The organism is Microbacterium sp. SL75, assembly GCF_026625865.1.
Taxonomy (GTDB): Bacteria; Actinomycetota; Actinomycetes; order Actinomycetales; family Microbacteriaceae; genus Microbacterium.
This window is the reverse complement of record NZ_CP113067.1, coordinates 485,632-498,948: the sequence shown is the minus strand read 5'-3', so window position 1 is coordinate 498,948 and position 13,317 is coordinate 485,632. Positions and strand designations below refer to the sequence as shown.

The window sequence follows — 13,317 nt, the reverse complement described above, 5'->3', positions numbered from 1 at the left end:
CCGCGGCATCCTGTTCCGCCGTGGGCTTTCCGTGCCGTCGCGCGGAGACCGCGGTCGACACGCCGATTCGGGATGCCGGCTCCCGGCGTGTCGGGCACGGACTCCGCCCGACGGCTCGGGCCCGACACCGCTACTGCGCGAGCCGCAGCGCCGTCCAGACCTCCGCCCGGACGGCGAACGACGACAGGTCGCGGCCGAGTACGCGCTCGGCCTGCGCGATGCGCGCGCGGACGGTATGGCGATGGATGCCGAGGGCGTGGGCCGTCGCCTCGTGCGAGCAGTCGTGGGCGAGCCATGCGTCCAGGGTCTCGAGCAGCGCGGAGCCCTGTGCCTCGTCGTGCGTGCGCAGGGGAGTCAGGGCGCCCGCCGCGACGCTGCGCGCGGCCTCGGAGTCGAGGGCGGCGAGCAGCCCTGCCCGTGCCGTGTCGGCGAAGTCGGCGACCCCGGGGGTCGAGAGGCGCTCACGCGCCGTGCGCGCCTGCGCGAGGGCGCTCGAGAACGCGTCGTATCCGGTGGGGGCGGAGCACCCCACGACGATCTCGAAGCGGTCGGCGATCTCATCGAGCAGAGCTCGTCCCGCGGTGGGCACGACGATGACGAGTCCGTCGTCTCCGCGGCCGAAGAACACCTCGCCGCGTCCCTCCTGGGTCCGCGTTTCGAGCCACTCGCCGAGGGCGGCGGAACGCGAGGCCGCGGTCGGGGTCAGCGCGACGAGCACCGGGGCCGAGGGGAGGGGGCCGAACAGATCGCGCGACGCGCGACGCGCCAGGGTCGGATCGTCGGCGCCGAGCGACTGCACGAGTCCCGCACGGAAGGTGCCGATCGCGCGGCCCAGTCCGTCCTGCTGCTCGAGGGCGAGGGCTGCCATCGCCACGACGGCCGTGACGACGCTTCGCGCCTCGTGGTCGAGATCGTCGGCGGCGATCACGAGGGCTCCGCGCAGGTGCCCGCCCCGGCCGAGGGTCTGCACGCTCACCGGGGTGTCGGCGACCCGGAGAGAGGAAGCCGCTCGCGTGCCGCGGCGCAGCATCGTGGTCACCTCGGCCGTCACGGCCTCGATCACCGGGGCGGCGAGGGATCCGGCGGGGTGGGCGGTGCGCAGGGCCCCCGCGGCGTCGAAGAGTGCGACCCAGCAGCCGAGTTGCCGCGAGAGCTCCGCCAGCGTGGCGGTGAGCCCGTCGGGGCGGAGGGCGGCGAGCGAGACGGCGCGCTGGGCGGCGAGCGACCAACTGCGCCGGGCGTAGGCGTCGGCGGCGATGGCTTCGGCTCCGGCTCGGGCCACGGCGATGAAGGGGGTGCGGTAGGGCACCTCGAACAACGGCATGCCCGCGGACAGGCACGCCGCCGCCAGCCCCGCCGGGATGCCGTCGCGCACCACCTCGGTGCCGAACCCCAGAGCCCGTACACCGCGGGCGAGCAGGCGGCCCACGTACGCCGGGTAATCGGCCGTGTCGACGAACTGCGTCCCCGTCGTCAGCAACACGAGACCCTCGCTGAGGAACGGCGTCGGATCGACGAGATCGCTGGAGTGCACCCACCGCACCGGGCGGTCGATGCTCCCGGGTGCGAGCTCGTCCTCACCGGTGACGAGGCGCAACCGCAGATCGCGTCGAGAGAGAAGGGCCCGCAGGCTCGGCGGGGCGGCGGCGGTGTCGACCATGGCGGCTCCTGTACGACTCGTATACGACGCTGCCTGCGACTGTACATGGAGGAGAGTGCGGGCTCTGTCGCGGCGTCCGTAGCATCGCGCCATGAGCCTCGACACCCTCCCCCTCGTCGGCGGTCCGTCCCTCGCCCAGGAGCGCCGCCTCGTCACCGCCATCCCCGGCCCCCGCTCGCAGCAGCTGCTGGACCGCAAGGCCGCCGCCGTGGCATCCGGTGTCGGTCACACCGTCCCGATCCAGGCCGTCGCCGCGGGTGGGGGAGTCGTCGTCGACGTCGACGGCAACTCGCTCATCGACCTCGGCTCGGGCATCGCCGTCACCAGCGTCGGCAATGCCCACCCGGCCGTGGTCAAGGCCGTGCAGGAGCAGGTCGCGGCCTTCACCCACACGTGCTTCATGATCTCGCCGTACGAGTCCTACGTCGCCGTCGCCGAGGCCCTCAACCGCCTCACCCCCGGCGACCACGAGAAGAAGAGCGCCCTGTTCAACTCCGGAGCCGAAGCGGTCGAGAACGCGGTGAAGATCGCCCGCAAGTTCACCGGTCGCCAGGCCGTCGTGGCCTTCGATCACGCCTATCACGGCCGCACCAACCTGACGATGGCGCTGACGGCCAAGAACATGCCGTACAAGAGCGGCTTCGGCCCCTTCGCGGCCGAGGTGTACCGCGCACCCCTGTCGTACCCCTTCCGCGACGGGCTCTCCGGCCCCGAGGCCGCGGCCAAGGCCATCTCGCTGATCGAGAAGCAGGTCGGCGCCGACAACCTCGCCGCCGTCATCATCGAGCCCATCCAGGGCGAGGGCGGCTTCATCGTCCCCGCCGACGGATTCCTCAACGCGATCGTGGACTGGTGCCGCGACAACGGCGTCGTCTTCATCGCCGACGAGGTGCAGTCGGGTTTCGCGCGCACCGGCGCGATGTTCGCCAGCGAGCTGTTCGGCATCGTCCCCGACCTCGTCACCACCGCCAAGGGCATCGCCGCGGGCCTCCCGCTCGCGGCCGTCACCGGTCGCGCCGACATCATGGATGCCACCCACACGGGCGGACTGGGAGGCACATACGGCGGTAACCCGATCGCGTGCGCCGCGGCTCTGGCATCCATCGACGCTTTCGAGAACGAGGGGCTCATCGAGCGCGCTCAGCAGATCGGCGAGCTCCTGAAGGGGCGCCTGCACGAGCTGCAGCAGAACGACCCGCGCATCGGCGACGTGCGTGGACACGGCGCGATGATCGCCGCCGAGTTCGTCGACCCCGTCACGGGCGCACCCGACGCCGCCCTCACCGCGGCCGTGGCGAAGGCCGCGATCGCCGAGGGCGTCATCGTGCTCACCTGCGGCACCTACGGCAATGTGATCCGTTTCCTCCCGCCGCTGTCGATCGGCGACGACCTGCTCGACGAGGGCCTCGACGTCGTCGCGGCCGCCCTCGCGCGCAACTGACGAACGCCCCGACGGCAGAGTCGACGCGAACGCCGCCGTCGGGGCCACACCTCCGACTCCGCACGACAAGTAAGGACGTTTTCATGGACGAGATCACCCGAGACGTGGTCGTCATCGGAGCCGGCGCCGCCGGTCTCACCGCCGCCAACGATCTTCGCAAGGCCGGACTCTCGGTCACCGTGCTCGAGGCGCGCGACCGCGTCGGCGGGCGTCTGTGGACCGACGTGGTCGACGGAGCGATGCTCGAACTGGGCGGCCAGTGGGTCTCGCCCGACCAGCAGGCGCTCATCGACACCGTCGCCGACCTGGGACTGTCGACCTACAGCCGCTACCGCGAGGGCGACAGCGTCTACGTCGGCCCCGACGGTCGGGCCAAGCGCTTCACCGGCGAGATGTTCCCCGTCGCGCCCGAGACCGAGAAGGCCATCGACGAGGTGACCGCGCTCCTCGATGAGATGGTGGCCGAGATCGACCCGGACCGGCCGTGGGATCACCCCCGGGCCGCCGAGTGGGACCGGATCTCGTGGGACGCCTGGCTGCGCGAGCAGACCGACGACGACGAGGCCGTCCGCAACCTGGCGTTCGCCACGGGCTCCGCGATGCTCACCAAGCCCACGCACACCTTCTCGCTGCTGCAGTCGCTGCACATGGCGGCATCCGCGGGCTCGTACTCGAACCTCGTCGACGCCGACTTCATCCTCGACAAGCGCGTCGTCGGCGGCCTCCAGCAGGTGCCCGAGCTGCTGGCCGAGCGCCTCGGCGACGACGTGCTGCTGAACCAGCCGGTGCGCCGCGTCATCTGGGGCGACGTCGCCGCGACGGCGGAGCGCCCCGCCGACTCGGCGACGGGACAGCGGGTCGACGACCTGCGCGCGTTGACCGCTCGCGTCGAGGCCGCGAAGACCTCCTCTTCTGGGGTCACGGTGATCGCGGACGGCGTCACCGTCCGTGCCCGCTTCGCGATCCTGGCGCTGGCGCCCGTGCTGTACTCGCGCATCTCGTTCGAGCCCCCGCTGCCGCGCCTGCAGCACCAGATGCACCAGCACCTCTCGATGGGCTTCGTCATCAAGGTCCACGCCGTGTACGAGACCCCGTTCTGGCGCGAGGACGGCCTGTCGGGCACCGCCTTCAGCCCGTACGAGCTGGCACACGAGGCCTACGACAACACCAACCACGGTGACGAGCGCGGAACCCTCGTGGGCTTCGTCTCGGACCACAACGCCGACGATCTGTTCCGCCTCAGCCCCGAGGAGCGCAAGGAGCGCATCCTCGACTCGCTCTCGCGCTACTACGGTCCCCGGGCGAAGGACCCCGTCGTCTACTACGAGAGCGACTGGGGCACCGAGGAATGGACCCGCGGCGCGTACGCCGCGAGCTTCGACATGGGCGGCCTGCACCGCTACGGCGCCGAGCTGCGCGAGAGCGTCGGACCCCTCCACCTCGCGTGCAGCGACATGGCCGGGGCCGGCTTCCAGCACGTCGACGGAGCGATCCGTCAGGGCCACCGTGCGGCCGACGAGATCCTCGATCGGACGCGCGGATGAGCGCCCGCCGCGTGGTGGTCGGCTACACCGCGACCGACGCCGGTGCCGACGCCCTCGCGCTCGGCGCGCGACTGGGTGCCGCACTCGACGCCCCGGTGCACGCGGTCGTCGTGCTGCCGTCGGCGGAGAACAACGTCTCCATCCCGACGGATGCTGGGTACGAGCGCCTCGTGCAGGACACCGCCCGCGGCTGGCTGCGCGAGGCCGTGGCGCCCTATCCCGGCATCCGGGGCCACGTCCGCCTCGCCCAGGCGGTGTCGGACGGACTCGTCGCGGCGGCCGAGGAATTCGATGCCGAAGTCATCGTCGTCGGCACCGGCGGGGGAGGACCCCGCGGCCGTCACCGCCTCGGCACGACCGCCGAAGAGCTCGTCCACTCGGCGCCCGTCCCCGTCGCCCTCGCCCCCGAGGGCGCGCGCAAGGTCGACCCGTCCGTCGGGCTGCCGCGTATCACCGCCGCGATCGGCACGCGACCCGGAGCCGACGTCCTGCTCGACACCGCGGCATCCCTCTCCCGCCGGGCGAAGGCGCCCCTGCGGCTCCTCTCTCTCGCGGGCGTCGACCTGCCCGCTCGCGTCGACGCGTCGCTGACGCGGCTCACCGGCCAGGCGCACGCAGAGAGTGTGCTCGAGTCCGTTCGCTCGGCCCTTCCCTCCGAGATCGAGGCCGAGGCCGTCGTCGGCGCGGGCTCCGACATCGAAGACGCCGTCTCGCGCATCGACTGGCAGCCCGGCGAAGTGGCCCTCGTGGGCTCGAGCCGGCTCGCTCAGCCCCGCCGCCTGTTCCTCGGTTCCACCGCGGGGCGCATCCTCCGCGCCCTTCCCGTCCCCATGATCGTCGTGCCGCGCACCTCGGAGGCCTCCTCATGACCAGTACTCCCAGCGGCGCGAGCCCGGCGCCCGACAGCGCCGTCACCACCGGCATCTCGAACAAGGGTCTCCGGGTCGGCTCGATCGGCATGATCGGCGCCGTCGTCATCGGGATCTCGACCATCGCCCCCGCCTACACGCTGACCGGTGCCCTCGGCCCGACCGTCTCGGCCGTCGGCTTCCAGGTGCCGGCGATCATCCTCGTCGGCTTCATCCCCATGCTTCTCGTCGCGCTCGGCTACCGCGAACTGAACTCGAAGATGCCGGATGCCGGCACCTCCTTCACCTGGGCAGCCCGCGCCTTCGGGCCGTGGGTCGGGTGGATGGCGGGCTGGGGCCTGATCGCCGCCACCGTCATCGTGCTGTCGAACCTCGCCGGTATCGCGGTGGACTTCCTGTTCCTGCTGATCGCGCAGGTCACCGGCAACGCCGAGATCGCCGAGCTGACCCGGGTCGTCCCGATCAACGTCGCGGTCTGCCTGATCTTCATGCTGCTGGCCACGATCGTGTCGTATCGCGACCTGCAGACCACCCAGCGCCTGCAGTACGGCCTGGTCGGGTTCCAGATCCTCGTGCTGCTGGTCTTCGCGGCCGCAGCCGTCGTCGAGATGCTCAACGGGAACGCTTTCGATGCGAGCCCCGTCCAGGCGTCGTGGTTCAACCCCTTCGAGGTCCCGTCCTTCAGCGCCTTCGCCGCCGGGCTCTCCCTGTCGATCTTCATCTTCTGGGGGTGGGACGTCATCCTCACGATGAACGAGGAGACGAAGGACCCCGACAAGACACCGGGTCGCGCCGCCACCGTGACGGTGTTCCTCATCGTCGCCCTGTACCTGCTGATCGCCGTCGCCCTGCTGATGTTCGCGGGCAACGGCACGGGGGAGTTGGGCCTCGGCAACGAGGACATCCAGGAGAACGTCTTCTTCCACCTGTCGGGCCCGATCCTCGGACCCCTCGCGTTCCTGGTCTCGCTCGCGGTGCTCACCAGCTCGGCATCCTCGCTGCAGGCGACCTTCGTCGGCCCCGCCCGCACGCTCCTGGCGATGGCCCACTACGACGCCCTGCCGAAGAAGTTCGCGAAGGTCAGCCCGCGCTTCTTCACCCCGGGCTACGCCACCATCGTCTCGGCGGTCGTCGCCTCCGTGTTCTACGCGGTCATGCGCGTGCTGAGCGAGAACGTGCTCACCGACACCATCACGGCCCTCGGCGCGATGATCTGCTTCTACTACGGTCTGACCGCGTTCGCGTGCGTCTGGTACTTCCGAAAGCAGTGGTTCGACTCGGTGCGCAACGTCTTCCTGACGCTGCTCGCCCCCCTCGTCGGCGGGCTGATCCTCGCGGTGCTGTTCGTCACCACCCTCATCGACAGCGCGAGCCCCGACTACGGCTCGGGCTCCGAGATCGGCGGTGTCGGCCTCGTGTTCGTGATCACCGTGGTGATCATCGTGGTCGGAATCGTGCTCATGATCGCCCAGCGCATCGCGAGCCCCGGCTTCTTCCGGGGTGAGACCCTGGGTCGAGAAGCCCCCGCCAGCGCCCGCCGCCGCATCAGGTCCTGACAACGAAACGAAAAGGAGCACCATGAGCGACTACGCCGTCGTCAATCCCGCCACCGGTGAGACCCTCGCCGAGTACGACACGTTGAGCGATGCCGGGGTCGATGCCGCCATCGCCTCCGCGCACGACGGGTACCGCGTCTGGTCGCGCACCGCTCCGGCCGAGCGCGCCGAGGGCCTGCGTCGCGTCGCCCAGCTGCACCGCGAACGCCGTGACGACCTCGCCGCGATCATCGTCCGCGAGATGGGCAAGCCCCTCGAGGCGGCGCTCGGCGAGGTCGACTTCGCCGCCGACATCACCGAGTACTACGCCGACAACATCGACAAGATCACCGGTGACAGCCCGCTGGACATCCTGGGCGAGGGATCCGCCGTGATCCGCCGCTCGCCGCTGGGCGTGCTGCTCGGCATCATGCCGTGGAACTTCCCGTACTACCAGGTCGCCCGTTTCGCGGCTCCGAACCTGGCTGTCGGCAACACGATCCTGCTCAAGCACGCACCCCAGTGCCCCGAGTCGGCCGAGGCCCTGCAGGCGATCTACCGAGACGCGGGCCTGCCCGAGGGCGCCTACGTGAACATCCGCGCCACCAACGAGCAGGCGGCGACCATCATCGCCGACCGTCGTGTGCAGGGCGTTTCGGTCACCGGGTCCGAGCGTGCGGGTGCCGCCGTGGCCGAGATCGCCGGTCGCAACCTCAAGAAGGTCGCGCTCGAACTCGGCGGGTCCGACCCGTTCATCCTCCTCTCCACGGATGACCTGGATGCCGCGGTCCAGGCGGCCGTCGATGCGCGCCTCGACAACAACGGGCAGTCGTGCAACGGCGCCAAGCGCTTCATCGTGATCGACGAGCTGTACGACGCCTTCCTCGAGAAGTTCACGGCGGCGCTGGGCGAAGCCAAGGTCGGCGACCCCTTCGCCGACGACACGGTGCTCGGGCCCCTGTCGTCGCTGGCCGCGGCCGAGCGCCTCGACGAGCAGGTCCAGCGCGCCCTCGCCCAGGGCGCGACCGTCGAGGTCGGCGGAACCCGCGACGGAGCGTTCTACCCGGGCACCGTGCTCACGGGAGTGACGCGCGAGATGGACGCCTACGGTGAGGAGTTCTTCGGCCCCGTCGGCACCGTCTATCGCGTCTCGAGCGAAGACGAGGCCGTCGACCTCGCGAACGACACCGGTTACGGTCTCGGCTCGTACGTCTTCACCACGGATGCCGAGCAGGCTCAGCGCATCGCCGATCGCATCGAGGCCGGCATGGTCTACGTCAACGTCGTGCTCGCCGACTCGCCCGAGCTGCCGTTCGGTGGTGTCAAGCGCAGTGGCACGTCGCGAGAGATGGGGCTGCTGGCGGCCGATGAGTTCGTGAACAAGAAGCTCATCCGCACGGCCTGAGGGGCTTTACGACGACGGCGGCATCCCGCGGGATGCCGCCGTCGTCGTAAATGAAACTGCGGTCAGCTCGGCAGGGTGCCGCGCACCTCGGCCGCCTCGCCGTGGCGGCCGAGCGCCTCGAGGGCGTCTCCGAGGTCGATGGCGATCGCCTGACGCAGCTGCTCCTGGCCGGCGGCGTGCTCGTGAGCCGAACGCAGTACCGCGGCGGCTTCCTCCGTGCGCTCCGCATCCCGCAGGATCCGGGCAGCGAGGAGTTCGGACGCTCCCGCCTGCGGGACGCCCCCGGCGGCGAGGAACCCGTCGGCGGCCTGGAGCGCATTCGCGACGGCGTCGTCGGTTCGCCCGGTGCCGGCGAGGATCCGCGCGCGCGTGTCGAGGAGGTCGGCCACGAGCCACTCCGCCTCGTCGGTCCGACCGATCTCGAGCGCCTCGTCGAGGACTGCGATCGCGTCGTCGTCCCCCCGATGTGCCTTGGCCTGCGCGAGGGAATGGAGGGCGTCGGCGAGCATGCCGCGGTTGTCGGGGTCGGTTCGAGCAGCCGCGACCGCCGTCGTGAGAGTGTCGACCGCTTCGTCCCCGCCGCCGAGCCGGCCGAGCAGGTGCGCGCGCGCCACGAGTGCCGATGCGCGGCGAGCCGGTTCCCCGGCCTCGACGTGCAGGTCGGCCGTGATCTCCCACGCACGCAGGGCGTTGTCCCATTCCTCGGCCTGTTCGAAGGCCCGCGCGAGCAGCCCCACCGTGATGGCTCGTGATCCCGGTGCCTCGTTTGCCGCTGTCTCCCGTTCGAGCACGTCGTCGATCACCTCGATGGCCTCGTGGGCCGCGCCGGCGGACACGAGGGCACGGCCGAGACCGTAGAGCAGTCCGGTCGTCGGCTCGCCCGTCGTCTCGAGGCGTTGCAGGGCGACTCGGTAGCCGGCGACGGCCCGGTCGTTCTCGCCCGCGCGTTCCGCGAGCTGCGCGCCCAGCGACATCGCGCTCGCGACGACATGATCGTCGGCGTCCCACGCCAGGAGCAGCCGCGTAGCCTCGTCGGCGTCGTCGGCTCCCTGAAGGGGCTCGCCCAGCGCGTCGCGGATCGTCGCCCGATCCATCAGCAGGCGCACGCGTCGTCCGGGAGCGACCGCGTCCTCGGACAGCAGCGCGTCGAGCGACTCGAGCGCGCCCTCCGGGTCGTCCGCCGCCCGCCGCACGTCCGCTTCGAGGTGTGCCAGAGCGTGGGCCCGCTCGACATCGCCCTCCGCCGCGTACAGCTCCCGGGCGCGACGGCTCGCGTCGAGGGCCTCGTCGAGCCGCCGTTCGACGAGGTGGCGGTAGGCGACGATCGTCAACAGGTGGGCCGTCAGATCGGCGGGGGCGTCGGGGTGGGTGTCGAGAGCCCGGCGCGCTGCGTCGTCGTCGACACCGAACAGGGCGAGGCCGAACTCGGCCTCGATGCTGGCGCGGGCGTCTCGCCCCATCGCGCGCAGAGCCTCTTCTCGCGCCGTGAGCACGGCTGCGGCGTCGTCGAGGCGGTCCTCGGCGACGAGCGCGCGCAACAGCGCGAAGGTCAGGGGCACGCGATCGGCGGCCTCGGCGTCGTCGAGCACATCGGCGAGGGCGTCGATCGCGCTCGGGGTGCCGACGGCGGCGAGCACCTGGGCGCGCTCGATGCGTTCGGCGAGATCGCGCTCACGAGGGACGGTGGCCGCCGCGGAGAAACCCGACGACGACAGCGGCACGTCGTAGTGCTCCTGCGCGAGCGCGCGCGTGCGCTCCAGCCGGCGCGCGTGCGCGTCGGTGCCGTTGCGGCGATCGAACGCCGCCGCGATCTCGTCGGCGCGCGCCCAGCACAGGGAGGCGAGCTCGGATGCCGTCAGCATCTGCCCGCGCCCATCGAGCAGCGGCGCGAGCTCCGCGGCATCCGAGCCTCGTACGGGGGTGCCGCCGTGGCCGGCGCGGGTCACGGCGTCCAGAGCCAGCGCGAAAGCGGCCAAGGCCTCCTGATGCGCCTCGGCGTTCAGGCCATCGTGAGCCAGCCACCGCAGGTGCTTCTCGACGAGGGTCAGGGCGCGCGCCTCGTTGCCGGTCAGCGCGCAGAACACGACGTTGTCGGCGATGATCGTGAGGTTGTCGGGATTCTCCCTCGCCAGACGGTAGCTGCGCAGATGGAACGCGCGGGCCTGATCGAGGCGGCCCGCCCGCAACAGCGGGAGAAGGGCCAGAGCGAGAGCGCGCTCGGGCTCCTCTCCGCAGGTGAAGCCGCCCTCGACCATCTCCTCGACCAGGCGGATGGCCTCGTCCTCTCGACCTGTCTCGGCGAAGAACCCGGCGAACTGGCTGCGGACGCAGGCGTCGCAGTGGCTGTACTCGTCACGCGGTGTCGCCTCGAGGCGTTCGCGCAGCGCGGCGGCCTCGTCGATGCGCCCGGCCGCCCACGCGTCCTCGAATCGCGCCATCACCGCACCGCTCATGCCCACACCGGCGCGGTGATAGTGCTCTTCCATGTCATCGAGGACGGCGTCGATCTGCTCGCTCGAGAACTCCGGCGAGCCGCGCAGGGCGCCGGCCATCCACTTGTACTGCCAGAGCAGGTCGCCGGCCGGCTCCAGCTCGGCGGGGAAGCGCTCGGGATCCGCGTCGTGCTGCGCGAGGCACCACGCGAAAGACGTGAGCATGAGATCGGTGTCGCCGATCATGTTGGCGCTCGAGGTCTGACGCAGGCGCGCTTCGTACTCGAGGCGCGCGTCACCGCTGTCCTGCGCGCGGGCCACCGCCTCGGCGACGAGGGCTCGCTCCCGGGGGCCCCACGGCGTCCGGTCGATCTCGTCGAACAGGGCACGGATGCTCTCGGCGGCGGCGGTCATGCGGGTCCTTTCGTCGTGGGGTCGGAAGAAGAGGCGGCGAGTTCGACCAGATCGGCCAGGGCCGACGACATCAGCGCCCGGTCGCCGCCTCCGAGGGGGTGGTGGCCGGCGAGCAGCGCCTGGACGTAGAGCATCTGCACGCCCGCCGTGAAGGCGCGCCCCTCCGGGGCGTGTGCGAGGCGTTGCACGGTCGGGTTCGTCCAGTTCAGGCACAGACGAGAGGCGGGCGGGTCCTGCGCGTGGTCGCGCCCGCGCGCGCCGGCCCGCTCGGCACGGTCGAGGACCCCCGCCCACAGCGAGCCTCCCGCGCTGCGCGCGCGACCGCGGTCGAGCGCGCGCAGCACGTCGGGGTCGGCGACGAACAGTGCTGGTGCTTCCGCGCGCTCGAAGGAGCGCGTCACCACGTCGACGGTGCCCAGGGCGTCGCGAGCGCGCTCCTCGAGCGCGAGAGCGAGCGTGCGCTGGTCCCACGGCGCAGGGGCGAGGCGATCGATCTCGTCCACGACGTCGACGGCTTCGACGCGGACGTTCGGGAACACCTCGGGCAGCAGCCGGATGAGTTCGTCGTCGTACAGGTAGCCGCCGTTGACGAGGACCGAACCGGTCGATGCGACGCTCGCGACCTGTCGGAACGCCTCGACGGTCTCGGTGAACCGCACGGGGGAGGAGCGCCCGACGAGGTCGTCGATACGAAGACGCCCGACGTTCGTCTCGACCGAGAGCCAGGGCACGATGAACCGGGCCAGTTCGTCGTCGTGTCGGACCAGCGACTTCAACGCCACTTCGTGGACGCTCACGACCTGCGCGAGGCGGAGGGGGTCGCTGAGGGCGAGATCGAGGATCCACCGGCGAATGGCATCCCCCAGCTCGGTCCGGGTCTGCTCGAGCGCGTCGTCCGCCACGAGCGCCTCACGGCTCGCCGTGGGGTGCAGTCCCGCCGAGTCGACCACCGCGCGCACGAAGAACGCCCAGTCCGGCAGGAGGTCGTCGGCGCGTTCGGTGAGCAGCATGCGCTGCAGGTACACCCGGGTGCTCTGGCGAGCGGTGGATGCCGGGGCGAACGGCAGCACGAAGGCCAGGCCGCGAGTCTGAGTGGCGGGGACCGAGAGCGGGATGATCGCGAGCGGTTCCGCGCCCAGCAGCTCGCGCCCGTAGGCGGCCTGCTCCTCCCGGTCATCGCCGAGGAACGGGGGAGCCGCGGTGATGGTCGTCTCGCCGCCGGCGGGAAGGTCGACGCTCACCGAGATCGGGAGGTACCGCCCGAAGGTCTCGGCGAGCTCGACGACGGTGGCGGTGCTCAGCAGCGCCCGGCTGTCACTGCGCGAGCGCAGGTGCACGCTCGTGCCCACCGGGGTGTCCTCGGGGCCCGGGCCGACCTCGAAGGTCCCGTCCGTGTACCCCCTCCACTGCACGGGCGCGGTGCCGCGAGCACTGCGGGAGCGGATGACGATGTCGTCGCACACCATGAAGCACGAGAGCATGCCGATGCCGAACTGCCCGAGGAAGTCGGAGCGCGGCAGATCGAACACGTCGCGCTTGGAGCTGCGGCCCACCGTTCCGAGCAGGTCGGCCACCTCGTCGGGCGTCAGCCCCACCCCGTCGTCGCGGAGGACGAACTCGTCGGACGAGGCGCTGATCGGGGTGATCCGAACGCGACCGCCGCCGCCGTCGACCTCTCGTCGGGCGGCGATCGCGTCGACGGCGTTCTGCAGGAGCTCGCGCAGGAACACGCGGGGACCGGAGTAGATGTGGCGGCTCAACAGGTCGATGACGCCGCGCAGATCGACCTGGAACTGCTGGGCGGGCGCGTGCGAACTCATCGGGGTGCTCCTGAACTCTCGCCGGTCGCCGATGTGTCGGGGGCCAGGATGGCGACCGTCTTCCAGCCTATCCATGAGCCCTCGGCGACGGCCGCACGGGGGCTCCGTTCGTCGGCGGTGCGCCCGATGCCGTACACTTGCAGTGCAGTCGAAATCTGCATTCTTTCGCCATGCCCCCGGGCGTGCGGCATCCCTCC

General features: G+C 71.4%; 8 protein-coding genes. 5 read left to right on the top strand and 3 right to left on the bottom strand.

Annotation, left to right across the window (positions count from 1 at the left end):
* Nucleotides 1-130: 130 nt before the first annotated feature.
* Nucleotides 131-1,660: a PucR family transcriptional regulator gene (locus OVA17_RS02305; protein ID WP_267787911.1), complete on the bottom strand. Its 1,530-nt coding sequence runs from the start codon at nt 1,658-1,660 to the stop codon at nt 131-133.
* Between the two features lie 91 nt (nt 1,661-1,751).
* On the opposite strand from OVA17_RS02305, the gene gabT reads away from it, so the two are divergent.
* The 5 genes from gabT to OVA17_RS02280 all read left to right on the top strand — a co-directional run bounded on the left by gabT (nt 1,752) and on the right by OVA17_RS02280 (nt 8,454).
* The gene (gene gabT / locus OVA17_RS02300) at nt 1,752-3,101 is read left to right on the top strand and encodes a 4-aminobutyrate--2-oxoglutarate transaminase (RefSeq protein ID WP_267787909.1); all 1,350 of its coding nucleotides are present in this window, start codon (nt 1,752-1,754) and stop codon (nt 3,099-3,101) included.
* Nucleotides 3,102-3,184: 83 nt separating this feature from the next.
* The gene (locus tag OVA17_RS02295) at nt 3,185-4,645 is read left to right on the top strand and encodes a flavin monoamine oxidase family protein (RefSeq protein ID WP_267787907.1); all 1,461 of its coding nucleotides are present in this window, start codon (nt 3,185-3,187) and stop codon (nt 4,643-4,645) included.
* Nucleotides 4,642-5,514, top strand: coding sequence for a universal stress protein (locus OVA17_RS02290; protein WP_267787906.1), 873 nt, complete (start codon nt 4,642-4,644; stop codon nt 5,512-5,514). Before OVA17_RS02295 ends, OVA17_RS02290 begins: the two co-directional genes overlap by 4 nt.
* Entirely contained in the window at nt 5,511-7,070 is a 1,560-nt protein-coding gene (locus OVA17_RS02285) for an APC family permease (RefSeq protein ID WP_267787904.1), read from the top strand. Before OVA17_RS02290 ends, OVA17_RS02285 begins: the two co-directional genes overlap by 4 nt.
* Before the next feature lie 22 nt (nt 7,071-7,092).
* Entirely contained in the window at nt 7,093-8,454 is a 1,362-nt protein-coding gene (locus OVA17_RS02280) for an NAD-dependent succinate-semialdehyde dehydrogenase (protein ID WP_267787903.1), read from the top strand.
* Between the two features lie 62 nt (nt 8,455-8,516).
* Here OVA17_RS02280 and OVA17_RS02275 read toward each other — a convergent pair whose 3' ends face one another.
* Both OVA17_RS02275 and OVA17_RS02270 read right to left on the bottom strand, forming a co-directional pair.
* On the bottom strand, nt 8,517-11,300 hold the full coding sequence (locus tag OVA17_RS02275; RefSeq protein ID WP_267787902.1) for a hypothetical protein: 2,784 nt from the start codon (nt 11,298-11,300) through the stop codon (nt 8,517-8,519).
* Nucleotides 11,297-13,120 (bottom strand): HSP90 family protein, encoded by a 1,824-nt coding sequence (locus OVA17_RS02270; RefSeq protein WP_267787900.1) that lies wholly within the window; start codon nt 13,118-13,120, stop codon nt 11,297-11,299. The genes OVA17_RS02275 and OVA17_RS02270 overlap by 4 nt, the downstream gene beginning before the upstream one ends.
* Between the last annotated feature and the right edge of the window lie 197 nt (nt 13,121-13,317).